Annotated in this window: 18 protein-coding genes; 4 read left to right on the top strand and 14 right to left on the bottom strand. The window is 66.9% G+C overall.

Annotated features, from left to right (window positions below; translation table 11 throughout):
- Positions 1 to 62: 62 nt before the first annotated feature.
- The 3 genes from PH586_RS10855 to PH586_RS10865 all read right to left on the bottom strand — a co-directional run bounded on the left by PH586_RS10855 (position 63) and on the right by PH586_RS10865 (position 3,275).
- The gene (locus PH586_RS10855) at positions 63 to 518 is read right to left on the bottom strand and encodes a GNAT family N-acetyltransferase (RefSeq protein WP_271347777.1); all 456 of its coding nucleotides are present in this window, start codon (positions 516 to 518) and stop codon (positions 63 to 65) included.
- 73 nt (positions 519 to 591) lie between these two features.
- Positions 592 to 1,581: an asparaginase gene (locus PH586_RS10860; protein WP_271347778.1), complete on the bottom strand. Its 990-nt coding sequence runs from the start codon at positions 1,579 to 1,581 to the stop codon at positions 592 to 594.
- Positions 1,582 to 1,829: 248 nt separating this feature from the next.
- The gene (locus PH586_RS10865; protein ID WP_271347779.1) at positions 1,830 to 3,275 is read right to left on the bottom strand and encodes an alanine/glycine:cation symporter family protein; all 1,446 of its coding nucleotides are present in this window, start codon (positions 3,273 to 3,275) and stop codon (positions 1,830 to 1,832) included.
- 151 nt (positions 3,276 to 3,426) lie between these two features.
- On the opposite strand from PH586_RS10865, the gene PH586_RS10870 reads away from it, so the two are divergent.
- Positions 3,427 to 4,245, top strand: a complete 819-nt coding sequence (locus PH586_RS10870; protein ID WP_271347780.1) for a helix-turn-helix domain-containing protein — start codon at positions 3,427 to 3,429, stop codon at positions 4,243 to 4,245.
- Between the two features lie 6 nt (positions 4,246 to 4,251).
- Here the strand turns inward: PH586_RS10870 and PH586_RS10875 are convergent, their stop codons facing one another.
- The 3 genes from PH586_RS10875 to PH586_RS10885 are packed head-to-tail and all read right to left on the bottom strand — an operon-like array spanning position 4,252 to position 6,057.
- On the bottom strand, positions 4,252 to 4,947 hold the full coding sequence (locus PH586_RS10875; protein WP_271347781.1) for a GNAT family N-acetyltransferase: 696 nt from the start codon (positions 4,945 to 4,947) through the stop codon (positions 4,252 to 4,254).
- Positions 4,948 to 4,961: 14 nt separating this feature from the next.
- Positions 4,962 to 5,405 (bottom strand): GNAT family N-acetyltransferase, encoded by a 444-nt coding sequence (locus PH586_RS10880; protein ID WP_271347782.1) that lies wholly within the window; start codon positions 5,403 to 5,405, stop codon positions 4,962 to 4,964.
- A 19-nt stretch (positions 5,406 to 5,424) separates the two neighbouring features.
- On the bottom strand, positions 5,425 to 6,057 hold the full coding sequence (locus PH586_RS10885; RefSeq protein ID WP_271347783.1) for an FMN-binding negative transcriptional regulator: 633 nt from the start codon (positions 6,055 to 6,057) through the stop codon (positions 5,425 to 5,427).
- A 101-nt stretch (positions 6,058 to 6,158) separates the two neighbouring features.
- On the opposite strand from PH586_RS10885, the gene pdxR reads away from it, so the two are divergent.
- Complete coding sequence (pdxR, locus tag PH586_RS10890; protein WP_271347784.1) at positions 6,159 to 7,625, top strand: MocR-like pyridoxine biosynthesis transcription factor PdxR; 1,467 nt, start codon at positions 6,159 to 6,161, stop codon at positions 7,623 to 7,625.
- 9 nt (positions 7,626 to 7,634) lie between these two features.
- Here the strand turns inward: pdxR and PH586_RS10895 are convergent, their stop codons facing one another.
- The 3 genes from PH586_RS10895 to PH586_RS10905 form a co-directional block, all read right to left on the bottom strand.
- Positions 7,635 to 8,387: a substrate-binding periplasmic protein gene (locus tag PH586_RS10895; protein WP_271347785.1), complete on the bottom strand. Its 753-nt coding sequence runs from the start codon at positions 8,385 to 8,387 to the stop codon at positions 7,635 to 7,637.
- Positions 8,388 to 8,493: 106 nt separating this feature from the next.
- Positions 8,494 to 9,945 carry an alanine/glycine:cation symporter family protein gene (locus tag PH586_RS10900; protein WP_271347786.1) on the bottom strand — a complete coding sequence of 484 codons (1,452 nt, stop codon included), beginning with the start codon at positions 9,943 to 9,945 and terminating at the stop codon, positions 8,494 to 8,496.
- Between the two features lie 450 nt (positions 9,946 to 10,395).
- Positions 10,396 to 11,820: an aspartate ammonia-lyase gene (locus PH586_RS10905; RefSeq protein WP_271347787.1), complete on the bottom strand. Its 1,425-nt coding sequence runs from the start codon at positions 11,818 to 11,820 to the stop codon at positions 10,396 to 10,398.
- A gap of 322 nt (positions 11,821 to 12,142) precedes the next feature.
- Here PH586_RS10905 and PH586_RS10910 point away from each other — a divergent pair, with 322 nt between their 5' ends.
- A complete protein-coding gene (locus PH586_RS10910; protein WP_271347788.1) occupies positions 12,143 to 13,054 on the top strand; it encodes a LysR substrate-binding domain-containing protein in 912 nt (303 codons plus the stop codon).
- A gap of 19 nt (positions 13,055 to 13,073) precedes the next feature.
- Here PH586_RS10910 and PH586_RS10915 read toward each other — a convergent pair whose 3' ends face one another.
- From PH586_RS10915 to PH586_RS10935, 5 genes are all read right to left on the bottom strand, one after another.
- Entirely contained in the window at positions 13,074 to 13,805 is a 732-nt protein-coding gene (locus PH586_RS10915; protein WP_333908324.1) for a TorF family putative porin, read from the bottom strand.
- A gap of 125 nt (positions 13,806 to 13,930) precedes the next feature.
- Positions 13,931 to 15,049, bottom strand: a complete 1,119-nt coding sequence (locus PH586_RS10920; RefSeq protein WP_271347789.1) for a polyamine ABC transporter substrate-binding protein — start codon at positions 15,047 to 15,049, stop codon at positions 13,931 to 13,933.
- Positions 15,050 to 15,200: 151 nt separating this feature from the next.
- Positions 15,201 to 16,229, bottom strand: a complete 1,029-nt coding sequence (locus PH586_RS10925; protein ID WP_271347790.1) for a histone deacetylase family protein — start codon at positions 16,227 to 16,229, stop codon at positions 15,201 to 15,203.
- Between the two features lie 123 nt (positions 16,230 to 16,352).
- A complete protein-coding gene (locus PH586_RS10930; RefSeq protein ID WP_271347791.1) occupies positions 16,353 to 17,345 on the bottom strand; it encodes an AraC family transcriptional regulator in 993 nt (330 codons plus the stop codon).
- Between the two features lie 605 nt (positions 17,346 to 17,950).
- Positions 17,951 to 18,910, bottom strand: a complete 960-nt coding sequence (locus PH586_RS10935) for an SGNH/GDSL hydrolase family protein (RefSeq protein WP_271347792.1) — start codon at positions 18,908 to 18,910, stop codon at positions 17,951 to 17,953.
- 430 nt (positions 18,911 to 19,340) lie between these two features.
- Between PH586_RS10935 and purE the strand changes: the two genes are divergently transcribed.
- Positions 19,341 to 19,832 (top strand): 5-(carboxyamino)imidazole ribonucleotide mutase, encoded by a 492-nt coding sequence (gene purE / locus PH586_RS10940; RefSeq protein ID WP_271347793.1) that lies wholly within the window; start codon positions 19,341 to 19,343, stop codon positions 19,830 to 19,832.
- The last annotated feature ends 71 nt before the right edge of the window (positions 19,833 to 19,903 follow it).

Here is a 19,903-nt window from a genome sequence, read left to right on the forward strand (position 1 = left end):
ACTGAGGCGTAGGGTGGATGTCGCTGTTTACATCCACCAGGGGCGCGGGTGGATGTGAAGGCCTAGAGCAGCTTGCGGAACTGCACGAAGCCCGAGCGCTCGGCGACGCGCTCGTACAGCAGCATGGCCTTGCTGTTGGTGTCGTGGGTCAGCCAGTGCACCCGCGCGCAGTCGGTCCGACGGGCCTGGTCATAGACGTGTTCGATCAGCTGGCGGCCGACGCCGCTGCTGCGCACGTCCTTGGCGATGAACAGATCCTGCAGGTAGCAGTAGTCGCCGAGGGTCCAGGTCGAGCGGTGGTAGACCCAGTGCACCAGGCCGATGGCCTGGCCTTCGTGCCAGGCGAGGGCGGCATGCATCGGTTCGGCCGGATCGAGAAAGCGCTGCCAGGTGGCGTCGCTGGTGGCCGCTGGAATCTCGGTCATGTAGAAGCGCTGGTAGCCCTGCCACAGGGGCAGCCAGGCGGCATGGTCGGCGGCGCTGACGGGACGGATCTCGGCGGGAATGCGAACGGCCATCGTGCGACCTCCTCTAGGTTGGATCAGTCATCCTGAAACGGTTAGGGCTGCGCTGCAAGTCCCGCAACGCGGGCTAGTCGGCACGCTCGCCGCACAGATCCAGCGCGAACCAGTGTTCCGTCTCGGCCTGGCTCAGGCCAGCGCCGAGCAGGGCGAACAGCTTGCCCAGCGCGGCTTCGCGGGTCATGCCGCCGGCCGAGACCAGCCCCGCGCTGGCCAGTTTGCTCCCCGCCGCATAGACGCCGAACTCGACATGACCATGGGCGCACTGGCTGACCGCCGCCAGCACCACCCCTCGCTCATGGGCGCTCTTCAGTGTGGCCAGCAGTTCGGCGTCATCCGAGGGCCCGGTGCCGCTGCCGTAGCACTCCAGCAGCAGGCCGCGTACTCCGCTGTCGAGCAGCGCGCGCACATGCGCCGCCTGGATGCCGGGGAAGCACGGCAGCACCGCGAGATTGACCGCTTGGCGCGGCTGGCGGTAATCGAGGCTGGCGGGGATGCTCTCGGCGCGTTGGCTCTGGCGCAGGCGCGGCAGCTCGGCGAAGGCGCCGAAGGTGGCGCTGGCCAGCTTGCTGACCCGCGCGCCATGCATCAGCTGGCCATTGAAGTACAGGTGCACGCCGGGGGCGACGCCTTGCTGCAGCGCCTGCATGGCACCGAACAGGTTGGCCCAGGCATCGCTGCCGTCGACCCCGGCCGGCTTCATCGAGCCGGTCAGCAGCACCGGAACCGGCAGGCCGAGCAGCAGGAAACTCAGGGCGCCGGCGCTGTAGGCCAGGGTGTCGGTGCCGTGCAGCAGCAGCACCGCATCGCAGCCGTCCTGCTCGACGCCGGCGCGGATCGCCGCGACCATCGCCAGCCAGTTGACCTGGCTCATGTTGGCGCTGTCGATCGGCGGCAGCAATTCGCGGAAGATCCACTCCGGCAGCTGGCGGTCGTGTTCCAGGGCCTGTTGGGCGCGCAGCCGCGCCTCGAAGCCGGACGCCGGCGCCAGGCCGTCTGCGCTCATCTGCATGCCGATGGTACCGCCGGTGTAGAGCACCAGGAGTCTTGTTATAGCCATGACGGCTCTCCTCAGAGGTTGTGAAAATATCGAGCGCCGTCGCGAGGCTGTCTCCAGGCGTTCGCGGCAAGGCGCGCTACGTGAAAAGTGGGGGGGGGGTTAGTGAGCTAAATGACCCCCGCTTTTCACGTAGCGCAACGCCAGCAGCGAGCGTTTGGAGGCTGCCGCAGTAGGCGGGAGTTTTTTCACAGCCTCGCATATAAAAAAACAGGGGGCCATAGCCCCCTGTGTATCACATCGTTAGCTGCTCAGCGTTGGTACACGCTGTCGCCGATCTTGCCGAGATCGACTTCTGGCTGGCTAGTCGGGCGGGCCGGCCAGACGTCTGGATCGAGATCCAGGTCGGCGAACTGCTTGGGATCGAGTACCGGCGACTCGACGCCGGCCTTGATCTGGCTGTCGTAGTCGCGCATCAGCCGTAGGCCGACCTTGAACAGCAGGGCCAGGGCCACCAGGTTGGCGATGGCCAGCAGGCCCATGGTCACGTCGGCGAAGGCGAATACCGTGCCCAGGTCCTGCACCGAGCCCCAGAGTACCAGGCCGACCACCAGCACGCGGTAGACCTGTACCGGCCAGCGCTTGCTGGTGAAGAAGCTCAGGGCGTTCTCGCCGAGGTAGTAGTTGTAGATCAGGGTGGTGAAGACGAACAGCAGCAGGGCGACGCTGACGAATACCCGGCCCCACTCGCCGACCACGCTGGCCATGGCGGTCTGGGTCAGGATCACCCCGGACACTTCCATGCCCGGCTGGTAGACGCCGGAGAGCAGGATGATCAGGGCGGTGCAGCTGCACAGGATGATGGTGTCGATGAACACGCTGAGCGACTGCACGATGCCCTGGGCGACCGGGTGCTTGACCTCGGCCACGGCGGCGACGTTGGGCGCACTGCCGAGACCGGCCTCGTTGGAGAACAGGCCGCGCTTGACGCCCATGAGGATCGCCGCGCCGATGCCGCCGGCGAAGGCCGGCTCGAGGCCGAAGGCGCTGTTGAAGATCAGGCTCAGGGTGGCCGGCACCGCGTCAACGTTGCTGCCGATGACGAACAGCGCCATGGCGATGTAGGCGAAGGCCATGGTTGGCACCAGCACGTCGGCGATCTTGGCGATGCGCTTGATGCCGCCGAAGATGATCAGGCCGATCACCACCACCAGGGCGATGCCGCTGAGGTAGGTGGGCAGGCCGAAGGTGTCGTGCAGCGAGCTGGCCACGGTGTAGGACTGCACGGCGTTGAAGCCGAAGCCGAAGGTCACCAGCAACAGCAGCGAGACGACGATGCCCAGCCAGCGCTGGCCGAGGCCGTGCTCGATGTAGAACGCCGGGCCGCCGCGGTAGCCGCCATCGGGCTCGCGGCGCTTGTACAGCTGGGCCAGGGAGCATTCGAAGTAGCTGGTGGCCATACCGACCAGGGCGACCATCCACATCCAGAAGATCGCGCCCGGGCCGCCGAGCATGATCGCCACCGAGACCCCGGCGATGTTACCGGCGCCAACGCGGCCGGCGACGCTGAGCATCAGCGCCTGGAACGAGCTGAGCTGGCCCGGCTGGTGCTGGAAGGCCTCGGAGAAGATGCGGAACATGCTGCCGAAATAGCGGAACTGGACGAAGCGCGAGGCCACGGTGAAGTACAGACCAAGGCCGATCAGCATAACGATCAGCAGCTTGCTCCAGATCAGGTCGTTGAGAATATCGAGCATGATGGGGAGGTCTCTCTTGTTGTTTTGTCAGGGAAAAATGCTAGGCACGCATGGTTGGGCAGCGCGGCCTGCCATGCAATTTCGCGGGTCGCGGCGATCTGATGCGAGTTGATGCTACAATCGCGTCGCTAGCGCCAAGAGGAACTGCAGCATGTCGGATTATCTGGGAATCAATCTCAAGCTGCTGTGCAGTCACTACCGCTCGATTGCCGAGGTGTGCCGCAAGCTGGCAATCAACCGCGCCCAGTTCAACAAGTACCTCAGCGGGCAGAGCCGGCCGACCGCCTACAACCTCAAGCGCATCTGTGATTTCTTCGGCGTCGAGGCCTACGAGCTGAGCCTGCCGGGCGAGCAGTTCGCCGACCTGGTTGGCGCGCGCAGTGCCGGTCAGGCTCCGCGGCTGGCCGGCGACCCGTTGCTGGACTTCTTCCAGCCGCTGCGTGAGCACGCCGGCAGCCTGTCGCGCTATTGCGGCTACTACTTCGAATACGCCAACTGCATGTCGGTACCCGGGCAGATCCTGCTGTCGCTGGTGCAGCTGCGCGAGGAACGCGGCAGCTTCCTGTTCGAGCGCCAGGAGCGCCAGGAGCCGTCGCGCGCCGATAGCGGCAGGGCCGAGGACTGGGTGCGTTGCCGCTACCTGGGGGCAGCCTTCTACCTGCAGGATCGGCTGTTCCTCATCGACTACGAGTCGCTGACCGGCAACGAGATGAGCCAGACCATCCTGATTCCCAGTTTCAAGAGCCGCATCAGCCGCCTCAATGGCCTGAAGACCGGGGTCTCCAGCGGCGACCTGCGCACCCCGGCCTGCACCCGGGTGGTCTGGGAATTCCTCGGCAGCGAGATCAACCGGGTCAACGCCTACCGCCAGGTGATGCTCTACAGCCCGGACGACCCGCGGATCGACGCCGACATCCGCCAGCGCCTGGCCGGCGCGCAGATCCGCCACGGCCTGTTCGAGATCGAGTAAGGCGCCTCAGCCGCGCTGGCTACTCGCGCGCAACTGCTCCAGCGAATGTTTCTGCCGGCCCTGCTCGTCGAAGTTGGCACTGGCCAGCCAGCGCTGGAACGCGGCCTGGCAGCGTGGCCATTCACGGTCGAGGATGGAGAACCAGGCGCTGTCGCGGTTGCGGCCCTTGATTACCATGTGCTGGCGGAAGGTGCCTTCGTAGACGAAGCCCAGGCGCTCGGCGGCGCGCATGGAGCGGGCGTTGAGCGCGTTGCATTTCCACTCCAGGCGGCGGTAGCCGAGCGTGCCCATGGCCAGCTCGGCCAGCAGGTAAACCGCCTCGGTCGAGGCCGGGCTGCGCTGCATGGCGCGGCCGAAGGCGATGTGGCCGATCTCGATGCAGCCGTCCCGGGGCGCGATGCGCAGGAAGCTGAGCAGGCCGACGGCGCGCTGGCTGGCCAGCTCGATCACGGCGAAGAACAGCGGGTCGGCGCTGGCCGCATTGGCCGCCAGCCAGGTGTCGAAGGCCGCGCGCTCGGCAAACGGGCCATAGGGCAGGTAGTCCCACAATAGTGGATCGGCGTCCGGACCTTGTAACGCCAGCCACAGGTCGTCGCCGTGGGCGGCGAGGTCCAGCGGCTGCAGGTGTACGTAGCGGCCGGTCAGCGGCGCGCGGGGTGGGCTGGGCACGGGTTGCCAGTCGAGCTGTATTTCGTTGGGCATGGGGCGACTCCTGATCAGAACAGCTTGCGGTACTGGATAAAGCCGGAGCGCTCGGCGATGCGCTCATACAGCTGCATGGCATCGGTGTTGCTCTCGTGGGTCAGCCAATGCACCCGCGAGGCGCCAGCAGTCTGGGCGGCCTGGTAAACGTACTCGATCAGCCGGCGGCCGATGCCGGCGCCGCGCAGGCCTGCGCCGACGTACAGGTCCTGCAGGTAACAGTAGTCGCCGACGGTCCAGCAGGAACGGTGGTAGATGAAGTGCACCAGCCCCACCGCGCGGTCGTCCTGCCAGGCCAGGGCGGCGTGCATGGGTTCGCCCGGGTCGAGGAAACGTTGCCAGGTGACGGCACTGGTGGCGGCGGGCAGCTCGCTGCGATAGAAGTCCAGGTAGCCCTGCCACAGTGGCAGCCAGGCGGCATGGTCGGCGGCGCTGACGGGGCGGATCTCGAGAGTCATGGGTCTTCCCTGCGTTGGCTTACTCTGGGCTGTTGATGCGCGCAGCCAGCTCGCGGTCGCGCGCGTCAAGGCTGGCATTCAGGCCCGCGCGCACGCCGCTCTGATCGGCGGCGCTGCGGTTCTGGCCGAGCTTCCATTTGCCCTCGAGACGCTGGATCGGCAGGGCGAAGCCGACGATGGCGCGGAGCATGCCGTCGATATAGTCACGCGGCGCCTCGCTGACCGCCCAGGGCTGGGCGCGGCCGGCCTCGTGGCGCTCGCTCAGGCGGCTGACCAGCGCCAGCAGACGCTCGGCGTCGTCGAATACCTCGGCCTGGCCATGGGCATGCACGGCAATGTAGTTCCAGGTCGGCACCACCTTGCCGTGCTCGGCCTTGGCCAGGTACCAACTGGGGCTGACGTAGGCGTCCGGACCGCTGAAGATCGCCAGCACCTCGCCGCCGTCGGCCAGTGCCCGCCAGTGCGGATTGGCCCGGGCGAAGTGACCGTAGAGGGTGCCGAATTCGCCTTCAGCGGGTTCTAGCAGCAGCGGCAGGTGGCTGGCCTGCAGGCCCTCCGGGCCCTGGCTGACGACTGTGGCCAGGCGGCAGGCGCTGATCTGCCGGTGCAGCGTCGCGAGGTCGTCCTGGCGAAAGGCGGTGGGCGAATACATGGCGGCTTCTCCGAAACGGGGCTTGGCGGGTCAGGGCCATGCTAGGCAGGATATTGGTCTGTTGTAAGATCCACTTACCGCGACTTTGATAGGGCCAATCCATGCCATTGCCTGCGCCGCTGTCCGTTGACCTGTCCGGCATTCGCCTCGACCCGTTGCTGGGGCTGGCGCGCCAGCTATACCAAGCCCTGCGCGAGCGCATCCTCGACGGCCGCCTGGCCAGCGGCACCCGCCTGCCGGCCAGCCGCGAGCTCGCCGGTCTGCTGGGCATCTCGCGCAATACCGTGACCCGCGCCCTCGACCAGCTGTATGCCGAGGGCTATGTCGAGGGCCGCGTCGGTGCCGGCACCTATGTCGCCGAGCTGGCCACGGTGGTGCGCGCGCCACCTGCGGCCGCTGCCGCAGTGCCATCCAGTGCGGCCCTGCAGCGGCTCGCCGCCCATCACCTGAACCCGCCGCTGGAGGGGGCGCCACGGGCCTTCCGGGTCGGCGTACCGGCCTTCGACCTGTTTCCCTTCGAGACCTGGGCGCGGCTCAGTGCGCGCTTCTGGCGCAAGTCATCGGCGGCGCGCCTGGGCTATGGCGACCCGGCCGGCGACGCGCAGCTGCGCGAGCTGATCGCCGCCTACCTGCGCAACAGCCGCGGCCTGCACTGCGATCCGGCGCAGATCCTGGTCACCTGCGGCGCCCAGCAGGCCATCAGCCTGTGTGCCCAGCTGCTGATCGAGCCGGGCGACCGGGTGGCGGTCGAGAACCCCGGCTACCGCGCCGCCGGCCATGCCCTCGCGGTGGCCGGCGCACAGCTGGTGGGCATTCCAGTGGATGGCGAGGGGCTGGACACCGCCGCGCTGGAGCGGGCGGGGCGCTGCCGTCTGGCCTATGTCACGCCCTCGCACCAGTACCCCACCGGGGTGACCCTGTCGCTGGCGCGGCGCCTGGAATTGCTGAACTGGGCCGAGCGCCACGACGGCTGGATAATCGAGGACGACTACGACGGCGAGTACCGCTACAGCGGCACGCCACTGGCACCGCTGGCCGCCCTCGACCGCCAGGGCCGGGTGCTCTATGTCGGCACCTTCGGCAAGATCGCCTTTCCGGCGCTGCGCCTGGGCTACCTGGTGCTGCCACCGGCCTTGGTCGAGGCTTTCGCCCAGCGCCGCGCCCTGGACATCCGTCACTCGGAGATCGGCAGCCAGGCGGTGATGGCCGCGTTCATCGCCGCCGGGCACTTCCAGCGGCATATCCGGCGCATGCGCGGCGCCGCGCGCAGTCGTCGCGATGCCCTGCTGGCCGGCTGGCCGCAGCCCATACCCGGTTGCGCGCCGCCGCCGGCGGTGGAGGCCGGCCTGCACCTGTGCGTGCGGGTCGACAGCCTGGCGCGCGAACGCCAACTGATCACCTCTGCCGCCGCCGTGGGGGTGGAGCTGAATGGCCTCAGCGACTACTGGCTGGCGGACAGCGCAGTGCCGGCGGATCGGCGCGCCGGCCTGGTGCTGGGCTTCGCCGCAGTGCCCGAGGCGCGCATCGACGAGGCCCTGCGGGCATTGCGCAAGGCGTGGGGGGTATAGCGCCTCAGGTCAGCACAGCTCCGGGTTCTTCGCGCAGGTGCCGTAGCCTTCAAGGCGCATCTGCTCCAGGGCCGCCTGCAGGCGCTCGACCACTTCGTCCGGAATGTCCTTGTTCAGCGCCAGGTACAGCTGCGAGGTCTCGAAGCTCAGTGCGGTGCTGAAGCCGCTGGCGCCCTGTTCCTTGGCGTAGTGGCGCCAGACCGGATCGGAGGTGGCCCAGAAGTCGATCTGCCCGCCCTGCAGCTTGCGGATGTTGGCCTGGTCGCGCAGGGCGTTCTGCGGGGTGAAGCCCTGGCGCTCCAGGTACTGGCTGACCGCCGCGCTCTGGTAGGCGCCGATGCGGTAGGCCTTGGCCTGCTCCAGGTTGTCCAGGCGCGGGCCGCCCTGCAGGCCGACCAGCACACTCTGGTACTCGGCGATCGGCCCGACCCACTTGAACAGCGGTCGCCGCGCCTCGCTCATCGAGGTGGAGAACAGGCCGTGATTGGGCGTGTTCATTGTCTGCTGGTAGATGCGGTCCCAGGGGAAGCGCAGGGTCAGGTTGTAGTCGATGCCGGCGCGCTTGAACATCTCGCGCACGATATCGGCGCTGATGCCCTGGATATTCGCATCGCGGGCGAAATTCTTGTTGTTCACCGCCATGTTGAACGGCGGGAAGTTCTCGGTCAGCAACACGACTCGGTAGTCGCGTGGCAGTTCGGCCTGGGCGAGGGTGCTGAATAACAGGCCGAGCAGCAGCCAGAACGGGGAATAACGGCGCATAGTCGATCACTCCTGGGTAGTGCAGGCGCCCGCGCCAGCCCTCAGGCCGCGCAGACACCCATGACCCAACGAAAACCGCCCGGAACAGGGTCCGGGCGGCAGGGGTTCAGCGCTGTTGCAGGGCGTTGGCCGGTACGCGGCCGCCGATGTCCGGCACCACCAGCGGCGGGCTCGCCTCCGGCCAGACGTCTGGATCGAGATCCAGGTCGGCGAACTGCTTGGGATCGAGCACCGGCGACTCGATGCCGGCCTTGATCTGGCTGTCGTAGTCGCGCATCAGCCGTAGGCCGACCTTGAACAGCAGGGCCAGGGCGACGAGGTTGGCGATGGCCAGCAGGCCCATGGTGACGTCGGCGAAGGCGAACACCGTACCCAGGTCCTGCATCGAACCCCAGAGTATCAGGCCGACCACCAGCACGCGGTAGACCTGTACCGGCCAGCGCTTGCTGGTGAAGAAGCCCAGGGCGTTCTCGCCGAGGTAGTAGTTGTAGATCAGGGTGGTGAAGACGAACAGCAGCAGGGCGATGCTGATGAACACCCGGCCCCACTCGCCGACCACACTGGCCATGGCGGTCTGGGTCAGGATCACGCCGGACACTTCCATGCCCGGCTGATAGACGCCCGACAGCAGGATGATCAGCGCGGTGCAGCTGCACAGGATGATGGTGTCGATGAACACGCTGAGCGACTGCACGATGCCCTGGGCGACCGGGTGCTTGACCTCGGCCACGGCGGCGACGTTGGGCGCGCTACCCAGACCGGCCTCGTTGGAGAACAGGCCGCGCTTGACGCCCATGAGGATGGCCGCGCCGATACCGCCGGCGAAGGCCGGCTCGAGGCCGAAGGCGCTGTTGAAGATCAGGCTCAGGGTGGCCGGAATCGCGTCGATATTGCTGCCGATGACATACAGCGCCATGGCGATGTAGGCGAAGGCCATGGTTGGCACCAGCACGTCGGCGATCTTGGCGATGCGCTTGATGCCGCCGAAGATGATCAGGCCGATCACCACCACCAGGGCGATGCCGCTGAGGTAGGTGGGCAGGCCGAAGGTGTCGTGCAGCGAGCTGGCCACGGTGTAGGACTGCACGGCATTGAAGCCGAAGCCGAAGGTCACCAGCAACAGCAGCGAGACGACAATGCCCAGCCAGCGCTGGCCGAGGCCGTGCTCGATGTAGAACGCCGGGCCGCCGCGGTAGCCGCCATCGGGCTCGCGGCGCTTGTACAGCTGGGCCAGGGAGCATTCGAAGTAGCTGGTGGCCATACCGACCAGGGCGACCATCCACATCCAGAAGATCGCGCCTGGGCCGCCGAGCATGATGGCCACGGAAACCCCGGCGATGTTACCGGCGCCAACGCGGCCGGCGACGCTGAGCATCAGCGCCTGGAACGAGCTGAGCTGGCCCGGCTGGTGCTGGAAGGCCTCGGAGAAGATGCGGAACATGCTGCCGAAATAGCGGAACTGGACGAAGCGCGAGGCCACGGTGAAGTACAGACCAAGGCCGATCAGCATAACGATCAGCAGCTTGCTCCAGATAAGGTCGTTGAGTAGGTCCAGCATGGTGTGTCTCACCTTTTCTTGTAGTTGTCGGGGTCGAGCGAGGATGGCGCCGCAGCGCCGCCCAAGGGGGCGACGCTGACGGAAGACAACGGGTGGTCCGCAGCCCGCATGGCCCGCCCTGCGCAGTCGTTTCCGGCTGAGTGTGCCGACACAGAACACCGCGTCGCGTCAGGGGCGGACCCTGGCGCGCGGCGGTATGGACGCGGACTCGACTGGACTGGGCGGGCTAGGACGGGCGTTAGCGCATCAGGGATGGCCCGAGGCGTGGCGGTGAGAGACGGCTGAGGTTGAGCTGTTTCATGGTGTCACCCTGTGTGGTTACTTTTTTGGTAAGCCCGCGCCGCGTGATAGCGGCGCGTTGGCTGCCGGCTCCGTCCGGCTGTACGCCTGCGCCGGTTGGGTGCAGGCGTCCCACACGGCCTTGTGCGGGTATTGCTCGGGGAGGCGGAGTCAGGCCTTGAGCGGCACCAGGCGCGGCGCGATCATGTTCTCGGGCCGCAGGATGTCGGCCAGGGTGGCGTCATCCAGCAGGTTTTCTTCGCGCACCAGTTCCAGCACGCCGCGGCCGCTTTCCAGCGCCAGCTTGGCGATGCGGGTGGCGTTCTCGTAGCCGATGTAGGGGTTGAGCGCGGTGATCAGGCCGATGGAGTTCTCCATCAGCGCGCGGCAATGCGCCTCGTTGGCGCTGATGCCGTTGATGCAGTGCTCGCGCAGCATGTCCATGGCGCGCTGCAGCAGGCGGATCGAGTCGAAGATCTTGTAGGCGATCAGCGGCTCCATGACGTTGAGCTGCAGCTGGCCGCCCTCGGCGGCGATGGTCAGGGCCAGGTCGTTGCCGATGATGGCGAAGGCCACCTGGTTGACCGCCTCGGGGATCACCGGGTTGACCTTGCCGGGCATGATCGAACTGCCCGGCTGGCGCGCCGGCAGGTTGATTTCGTTGATGCCGGTGCGCGGGCCGCTGGAGAGCAGGCGCAGGTCGTTGCAGATCTTCGACAGCTTGACCGCGGTACGCTTGAGCATGCCGGAGAACAGCACGAAGGCGCCCATGTCCGAGGTCGCTTCGATCAGGTCGGCGGCCGGCACCAGCGGTTGGCCGCTGATCGCGGCCAGGCGGTCGACCGCCAGCTGCTGGTAGCGCGGGTCGGCGTTGATCCCGGTACCGATCGCGGTGCCGCCCAGGTTGACCTCGGTGAGCAATTCCGGCGCCAGGCTGCGCAGGCGCGCCAGGTCTTCGCCGAGGGTGTTGGAGAAGGCGCGGAACTCCTGGCCGAGGGTCATCGGCACGGCGTCCTGCAGCTGGGTGCGGCCCATCTTCAGCACGTGGGCGAATTCTTCGCCCTTGGCGGCGAAGGCGCCGATCAGGCTGTCGAGGCTGGCCAGCAGGGTGTCGTGGCCGAGCAGCAGGCCGAGGCGGATGGCGGTCGGGTAGGCGTCGTTGGTCGACTGCGCCATGTTCACGTCATTGTTCGGGTGCAGGTACTTGTACTCGCCCTTGGCGTGACCCATGGCCTCCAGGGCGATATTGGCGATCACCTCGTTGGCATTCATGTTGGTCGAGGTGCCAGCGCCACCCTGGATCATGTCGACCACGAACTCTTCATGGAAATCGCCGCGGATGATACGTGCGCAGGCTTCGCTGATCGCCGCGTGCTTGGCCGCGCTGAGGTGGCCCAGTTCGCGGTTGGCATCGGCGGCGGCCTGCTTGACCATGGCCAGCGCGGTGACGAACTTGGGGAAGTGCGCCAGCGGCACGCCGGACAGGCGAAAGTTATTCACTGCGCGCAGGGTCTGGATGCCGTAATAGGCCTCGGCAGGGACTTCGAGGGTGCCGAGCAGGTCTTTTTCGATGCGGAATGATGCAGCAGCGGACATGATGGAGTTTTCTCGGAAAGATACGGCGAGGGCCGCGATGCCTTGCAGGGTAAGGGCTTAGACGCAGCGGCGGCCAATGCTGTTAAGCGCTAGGGTATGCATAATCGGCATAATGCCGATGTGACGCCGAATTGTCGGCGAGCGTAAACCTAGGGTGGGTTACGCCACGTTGCGCCACCGTGGGGCGTACTCGCGCAGCAGTACGCCGGAGTCGGTGCGACTGCGAGCGTGGGGTGAGCCGGCAAGGGGGGCGGACTGTTCGCTACGCTCCTGAGTGCGCCCTGCGGTTCGCCCTACATTCAAGCCACCAGATGGATGCCTTATGAACCTGGAAACCAAATGGCTGGAAGACTTCGTCGCCCTGGCCGCCACCCGCAGCTTTTCCCAGGCCGCGCAGAAACGCTTCGTCACCCAGCCGGCCTTCAGCCGGCGGATCAAGGCGCTGGAGCAGATGCTCGGCCTGACCCTGGTCAACCGCGCCTGCACCCCGATCGAACTGACCGAGGCCGGCCAGCTGTTTCTGGTCACCGCGCGCAGCCTGGTCGAGCAGTTGGGCGAGGTGGTGCGTCACCTGCATAACCTCGGGGGCAAGCAGGGCGAGGTGCTGCAGATAGTCGCCGCGCATTCGCTGACCCTGGGCTTCTTTCCCGCGTGGATCTCCCGCCTGCGCCACGAAGGCCTGCCGCTGCAGACGCGGCTGGTGGCGACCAACGTCGGCGAGGCGGTGCATTCGCTGCGCGAAGGTGCCTGTGACCTGATCCTCGCCTACTACGACCCGGACGCTTCCTTGCAGATGGATCCGGAGATCTTCCCCTCGCTGCACCTGGGGCACACCGAGATGCTGCCGGTGTGTGCGGTGGGCGAGGACGGCCAGCCGCTGTTCGACCTGGACAGCGGGCAGAGCGTGCCGCTGCTGGCCTACACCGCCGGCGCCTTCCTCGGCCGCTCGGTCAACCTGCTGCTGCGCCAGCGCGTATTGCGCTCGACCACGGTGTACGAGACGGCGATGGCCGACAGCCTTAAAAGCATGGCCCTGCAGGGCATGGGCGTGGCCTGGGTGCCGCGCCTGTCGGTCACCGCCGAACTGACCCGCGGCGAGTTGGCGGTGTGCGGCAACGAACAGTGGCAGGTGCCGCTGGAAATCCGCCTGTACCGCTGCGCCCTGGTGCGCAAGGCGGCGGTCAGGCTGTTGTGGCGCAAGCTGGAGGCGGGTGCCGCGCAGCCTGCAGGGTGAGTGGCGGTAGCGATTCTGATCAGAAGTCCTTGCTGACACCCAGCACCAGAGTGGCGCTGCAGACATCATCGTAGCCCAGGTAATTCAGGCACTCGGCATCGCTCATGTCGGTGTCGACGTAGCTCAGGCTCCAGTTCAGCCCGATCAGCGCGCGGTCCAGTTTGACTTCCCATTCGTTGTAGTGCGAACGGCTGTTGCCATTGTCGTCGAGCAGCACCGGGTCCTTGTAGTCGACCTGGCCGTAGTGCAGGTTCAGGCCGATATCGCCCGGCAATGCGTAGGCATAGCCCAGGTAGCTCCACAGATAGCTCTGGTCGCCGGCATAGTCATTGGCGTATTGCACGCCCAGCTTAGCCCCATAGGCGCTGAGGATGCCGTAGGTTTCGCCGAAGTTGAACATGCCTTCCCGCGGATAGGTGTAGCGGATGTGGCCGATATCCAGGCTGACGTCATCGCTGGCCTGCCAGTAGTAACCGGCGTAGTAGTCGACTTCTTGGCGGGTCTTGTAGTCGAAGCCGAAATCGACGTTGGAGGTCCAGGCCCCCAGGTACAGACCGTTGCTGTGGGCCAGGGTGGCCGAGGCCTGCAAGGCCGGGTCGCCGAGGGTCTGTGACTGGCCGCGCGAGCGGTAGTCGGTCAGCGCGGTGAGATTCAGGCTGAGGTCCAGCTGATCGTTGAGTTCGATGGCCTGTGCCGGGCTCAGTGGGCTGAGGAGCAGGCCGATCAGGGCGAATTGACGGATAGGTGGCAAGAGCGGGATTCCTTTTGTTGTTTTTCAGGCGCCACTCAGCGCGCCAGCCCTGTGGGTTGGCGGCGTGACGTGAGCGAGGAAGGAAGTGCAGGGGCGGGACAGGCCCGCCCAGGATCAGCGGCGGATCAGGTACCGGACTTGATCCGGGTCCAGGCGCGGGTGCGCAGGCGTTCGACCTTATGCGGCAGCGGCTTGAGCACATACAGGGTCTTCTGCGCCTCGGCGGTCGGGGTCAGGTCAGGGTTGTCGCGGATCTCGGCGCTGACCAGCGCCATGGCGTCCTGGTTCGGGCTCGGGTAGCCGAGGAAATCGCTGATCGGTGCGACCACCTCGGGGTCGAGCAGGTTGTCGAGAAACTCGTGGGCCTCCTCGACGTTCTTGGAACTGGCCGGGATGGCGAAGGAGTCGAACCACAGCGGTGCGCCCTCCTTGGGCAGGCGCCAGTCGACCACCACGCCGTTGCCGGCTTCCTTGGCCCGGTTGGCGAACTGGTAGAAGCTGCCGGAATAGCCAATGGCCACGCAGATGTTGCCGTTGGCGATGTCGTTCATGTACTTGGCCGAGTGGAAGTAGCGCACGTGCGGGCGGATCTTCAGCAGCAGCTCGGTGGCCTTGTCGTAGTCCTCGCGCTTAGTGCTGCTCGGGTCCAGACCGAGGTAATGCAGGGCGATGGGCAGGATCTCGCCCGGCGAGTCGAGCATGGTCACCCCGCACTGCGCCAGCTTGGCGGCGTTCTCTTCCTTGAAGATCAGGTCCCAGCTGTTCACCGGGGCGTCGGCGCCGAGCGCGGCTTTGACCTTCTCCGGGTTGAAGCCGATCAGCACGGTGCCGTACATGTAGGGCACCGCATGCTCATTGCCCGGGTCGTTGGCGGTCATCAGCTGCAGCAGGCCGGGGTCGAGGTGCTTCCAGTTGGGTAGCTGGCTCTTGTCCAGTTTCTGGAACACCCCGGCCTTGATCTCGGTGTCGAGGAAGGTGTTGGTCGGCACCACCAGGTCGTAGCCAGAGTTGCCGGTAAGCAGTTTGGCTTCCAGCGCCTCGTTGGTGTCGAAGACGTCCCAGGTCAGCTGGATGCCGCTCTTGGCCTGGAACTCCTTGGGCACCGAGGGCAGCATGTAGTCGGCCCAGTTGAATACGCGCAGCTGGCGTGGCTGGTCAGCGGTTTGCGCCTGGGCCTGGCCGAAGCCGCCGAGCAGGGCGCCGGCGCAGAGGCTGGCGGTCAGGGTGCGGGTGAGTCTGTTCATCAGGGTCACTCCAGTCTTGTTGTAATACCGCCGCCGCGCTCGGGAGTGCGGGGTTGGCAAAGGGCGGATGACGTTTTATCCATCCACCTGGGGGGATCCGGTGGACGAAAAGAGCATCGTCCACCCTACGAAGCGCATCGTCGAACAGGGCTCAAGCGCCCTCGAAGCCCTCCAGCACGTTCACCGCGTTGACCCCGATGGCCTCCACCGCGTAGCCGCCTTCCATGACGAACAGGGTCGGCAGGCCGAGGGCGGCGATGCGCTGGCCCATGCGCAGGTAGTCCGGGCTGTCGAGCTTGAACTGGGAGATCGGATCGTCCTTGAAGGTATCCACCCCCAGCGACACCACCAGCACCTCGGCGCCGGACTCGGCGATGCGCCGGCAGGCCTGCTCCAGCGCCGCGCTCCAGGCGGCCCAGTCGCTGCCGGCCGGCAGCGGGTAGTTGTGGTTGCAGCCCTCGCCGGCGCCTTCGCCGATTTCATCGGCGTAGCCGAGGAAGAACGGGAACTCCGCCGCCGGGTCGCCGTGGATCGAGGTGACCAGCACGTCGCCGCGCTCGTAGAAGATCGACTGGGTGCCGTTGCCGTGGTGGTAGTCGACGTCGAGGATCGCCACCTTGGCGCGGCCCTGGTCGAGGAAGGCCTGGGCGGCGATGGCGGCGTTGTTCAGGTAGCAGTAGCCGCCCATCACTTCGCTGGCGGCGTGGTGGCCTGGCGGCCGGCACAGGGCGAAGGCGCTGTGGGCGCCGGCGGTGATCTCGGCCTGGGCACTCAGCGCCACCTGGGCGGCGCTGTAGGCGGCCTGCCAGGTGCCGGCGGTGATCGGCGCGCCGGCGTCGAAGCTGTAGTAGCCGAGCTGGCCGTGCAGGCTGGTCGGCAGTTGCTCACGCAGGGTGCGCGCCGGCCAGGTGTAGGGCAGCAGGTCGCCCTTGCCGCCCTGGGCCTGCCAGCGTGCCCAGGCGCCCTCGAAGAAGTCCAGGTAGGCCGCCGAGTGGATGCGCTGCAGCGGCGCGCGACCGAAGTCTTTGGGGGCGCGGACCTCGCCGAGCTGGCGATCCTTGACCCGGGCGAGGATGTGATCGGCGCGTTGCGGCTTCTCGAAGCAAGGCATCAGCTTGCCGTCGATCAGCTCGCAGCTGCCATGGTGCAGGTGATGATCGTCGCTGTAGTAGGTCAGCATGTGCAGGTGGCTCCCAGGCGTCTTGTTGTGGGAGTCATTGTTCGCCGTGCTGGCGGTTGGGAAAACGCTGGAAACGGCCAATAGGGGATCGAAGTGGCCAAATGTGCCGGCCACAGCGCCTGGTCAGCCGCGAAAATGGCTCGGCGCCACCCCGCTCCAGCGCTGGAAGGCATGACGGAAACTGGCGCTTTCGCTGAAGCCCAGCTCCTCGGCAATCCGGCAGATCGGCCAGTCCTCCTGGCCGAGCAGGGCCTTGGCGCGTTCGAAGCGCAGCTCGTCGAGCAGTTCCTGGTAGTGGGTGCCGAGCGCCTGAAGGTGGCGCCGCAGGGTGCGTGGCGAGCAGTGCATCTGCTGGGCCAGGGCCTCCAGCCCCGGCGGCTCGGCCAGGTGGCTGGTCAGCTCGGCGCGTACGCGCTGCAGCCAGGCCTGGCGGGTGGTGAACTCGCTGTTCTGCTTGCGGCAGCGGGCGAGCATTTCCTGGTGGGTGACCGGGTCGGCCAGCGGCAGCTGCCGTTGCAGCCACTCGGCGGGGAAGGCGAAGGCATTGCGCGTGGCGTCGAACTGCAACGGGCAGGCAAAGCTGCTGGTGTAGCGCTCGACATAGGCCGGCCGGGGATGGCGGAACTGCGCCGCGGCCAATGGCAAGGGCTGGCCGAGCAGTTCGTCGCAGATCAGCTTGAGCGAGGCCAGGCACATCTCCACGTTGAAGCGCTCCAGCGCCGGCTCGTGGTGGTACTCGGCGGCGCCGACCCAGGCCAGCTCGCCCTCGACCGTCAGGTCCAGCTTGAAGTAGGTGCCGAGCAGGGCCGGGTACTGCAGCAGCAGGCGCCAGGCGTCACCAAAGGTGGCACTCGACAGCGCGGCGTAACCGAGCAGGCCGTAGGACGACACATGCAGGCGCCGGCCCAGCTCCAGGCCGAGGTCGGCGCGGCGGGCCAGGGCATTGGCGCACACCTGCAATTCCTGGGTGCGGGTGATGCGCTGTTCGCCGCTCGCCAGGTCGCCAGCCTGGATGCCGCTGCCGGCGAGCAGGGCCTCGGTGGCGTCGGGCTGATCGGCGAACAGCTCGAGGATCAGCGAGACCACGTGCAGGGTGGTCAGGTGGGCATGCAGCATCGGGGGCATCCGCAGGGTTTGGGCGATGAAATACAGCAAGAAGCATACCGCGAGGAGGGGCGGATTGGATTTGGCCGGCGTTATCTGCGGCTCATGGGAAAAATTGACTGTTGTTTGGGGTTGTTGCCGAAACAGGGGGGCGGTCTGTGCCTGATACTCGGTTCAGGTTGTCGCGCGGCAGATGCTGAGCCGACTCGATCATGGGTGATGCGCAGGCGTTGATGCCGGTGCTCGGGAGCCCCGGCGCAGCCAGGGCCGAGTGTGATGTCTGCGTGGTTACTTGTTCTTTGCAGCTGACGCCGATGCGGGGCAAAGACGACCCAACTCGCCGAGGGGCCGAAACCCGACCGTGCGGCCAGTGCAGAAAAGTAGCTGGGTGCTGACCGGCTTTGGGGTGTCCCCTTTTGAGTCGGCTTATGCGCATTCGCAAAGCCGAACGCTGCAGCGGCTGTGTGGCAGGGTCGATGTACCGCCCCGCTGGGCAAGCCAAGACTGGCCCAACCTACAAGCGCGGGGCGGCTGGCGCCGCGATTGCTCGCGGGCATGTCGGGTGGAAAACGGCGGGGCCTTTTCTACCCTCACAGATCCCGGCTATCTCGGCGCCGCTATGGGGTCAGGGCGAAGGCCGTGTCCTGGGCGAAGATCGCGTGCACCACGGCGGTCGGGTGGATGCCGTCCCAGAACAGGTAGTCGTCGGCCGTCCGGCAGGTAAAGGGCGGCAGCCCGGGGGTGAGGCAGGCGCTGTCCACCTGGCTCAGGCCATAGGCCGCCGGATCGGTTACCAGCGCGCTGACCGTCTGGTACAGGTCGAGGCGGGCGATGGTGATTCCGGGCGCGCCGTCCAGGACCGTCAGCAGGGCCTCCAGGCCGGCGTTGAACGACTGCGAGAGGAACGCCGCCGCGGCCGAGGTGCCGGGGTTGAGCAGGTCGAGGGTGCGCACGGCGGGGGTCAGGGCGATGTCGGGCGAGTTGACCACCAGAAAGTGGCGGGCGCCGGCCGCGTACAGGGCATCGAGGTTGGCGCCGATGGCCGCCAGCGCATCGGCGAGGATGGCGCCGCCGCCGGGCCCCGCCACCAGGGCATCGCGGACGTCGTTGCTGCCCATCTCCAGCACGTAGAGTGCATCGGCCGGCGCCACGCCGCCGGCGTCGAACAGGAAGCTGCCGACCTGCAGCGACAGGTTGGCGTTGATCCCGTCCTCGCGTGCCCGGGCGCCGCCCACCGCATAGTTGCTGGCGCCGTCGCTTGTCCCGACGAAGGCCGGGCGCACGCTGGCGGTCAGGCCCAGGGGCCGGGCGAACTGCTCGATCCAGGTAGCGCCGTTGCTGAAGTGATGGCCGCCACTGGCATAGGGCGCGTCCGGCACCAGCAGCGCGTCGAGGTTGGCGTAGGGTGGCGTCGATTGACGGTGGATCAGGGCGAAGGCGTTGCCGGGGTCGGACAGGCTGGTGCCGAACACCACGATGCGGCTGAACGCGACCTGCGCGGTGGCCCAGTTGGGCGCCAGCAGGGCCAGCGTCAGCAAACCGACCAGCGTCCATCTGGGGGTCGTTATCGTTTTCATTGCAGATGCCTCTATTTCTATGAGGAAAGGTTGGCCCCCTGAACGAGTCGACTACCGGGATAAACAACTGCACGCAGGTATCAGGTTAGTCGACGGCACCGCCGCGCTGGTGGCGTCGAGGGGCCGTTCGTCGATAGGGGGCGTCAGCTTTTTTCGCGATGGCTGATGACGGCGAGGAGGACGCTGGCGCGCGAGGGCGGGCGGCACGTTTTGCGGTCTCTCGCTACAGAGACAAAGGTCCCAGCCCATCGCACCGGCCCCGGCTGACGGACGGTCATGCAGGGGGGGCGCTCTTTGTGTCGTTACGCTATACTGCGCCGCCTCAAAACCCGCCTGCGCGCGGGTTTGACCCGAACATGACAAGCCACGCCCTCTGCGTGGCTTGTTGGTTTTTGACGCGCCGTGAGGCGCCCGATGAAGAGGCACGACGATGAGCGCACTGGTTGGCGTGATCATGGGCTCCAAGTCCGATTGGTCCACCCTTAGCCACACCGCCGAGATGCTGGACAAGCTGGGCATCCCCTATGAAGTCAAAGTGGTGTCTGCCCACCGCACTCCGGACCTGCTGTTCCAGTACGCCGACGAGGCCGACAGCCGTGGCATCCAGGTGATCATCGCCGGTGCCGGTGGCGCCGCTCACCTGCCGGGCATGTGTGCGGCCAAGACCCACCTGCCGGTGCTCGGCGTGCCGGTGCAGTCGGCGATGCTCTCGGGCGTCGATTCGCTGCTGTCGATCGTGCAGATGCCGGCTGGCATTCCGGTTGCCACCCTGGCCATCGGCAAGGCCGGCGCGATCAACGCGGCCTTGCTGGCGGCGAGCATCCTCGGTCACCAGCACCCGCAGTTCCACGCGGCGCTCAAGCAGTTCCGCCAGGAGCAGACCGACACCGTGCTGGATAATCCGGACCCGCGTCAGGCGTGATTGCCGGCTAGGCATTCCTCGTCAGGTCAGCGGGCACGCCCGCACCCATGGGTTGTGAACCGCGCAGGCGC

The sequence above is a fragment of the Pseudomonas aestuarii genome, assembly GCF_027988105.1.
Lineage (GTDB): Bacteria > Pseudomonadota > Gammaproteobacteria > Pseudomonadales > Pseudomonadaceae > Aquipseudomonas > Aquipseudomonas aestuarii.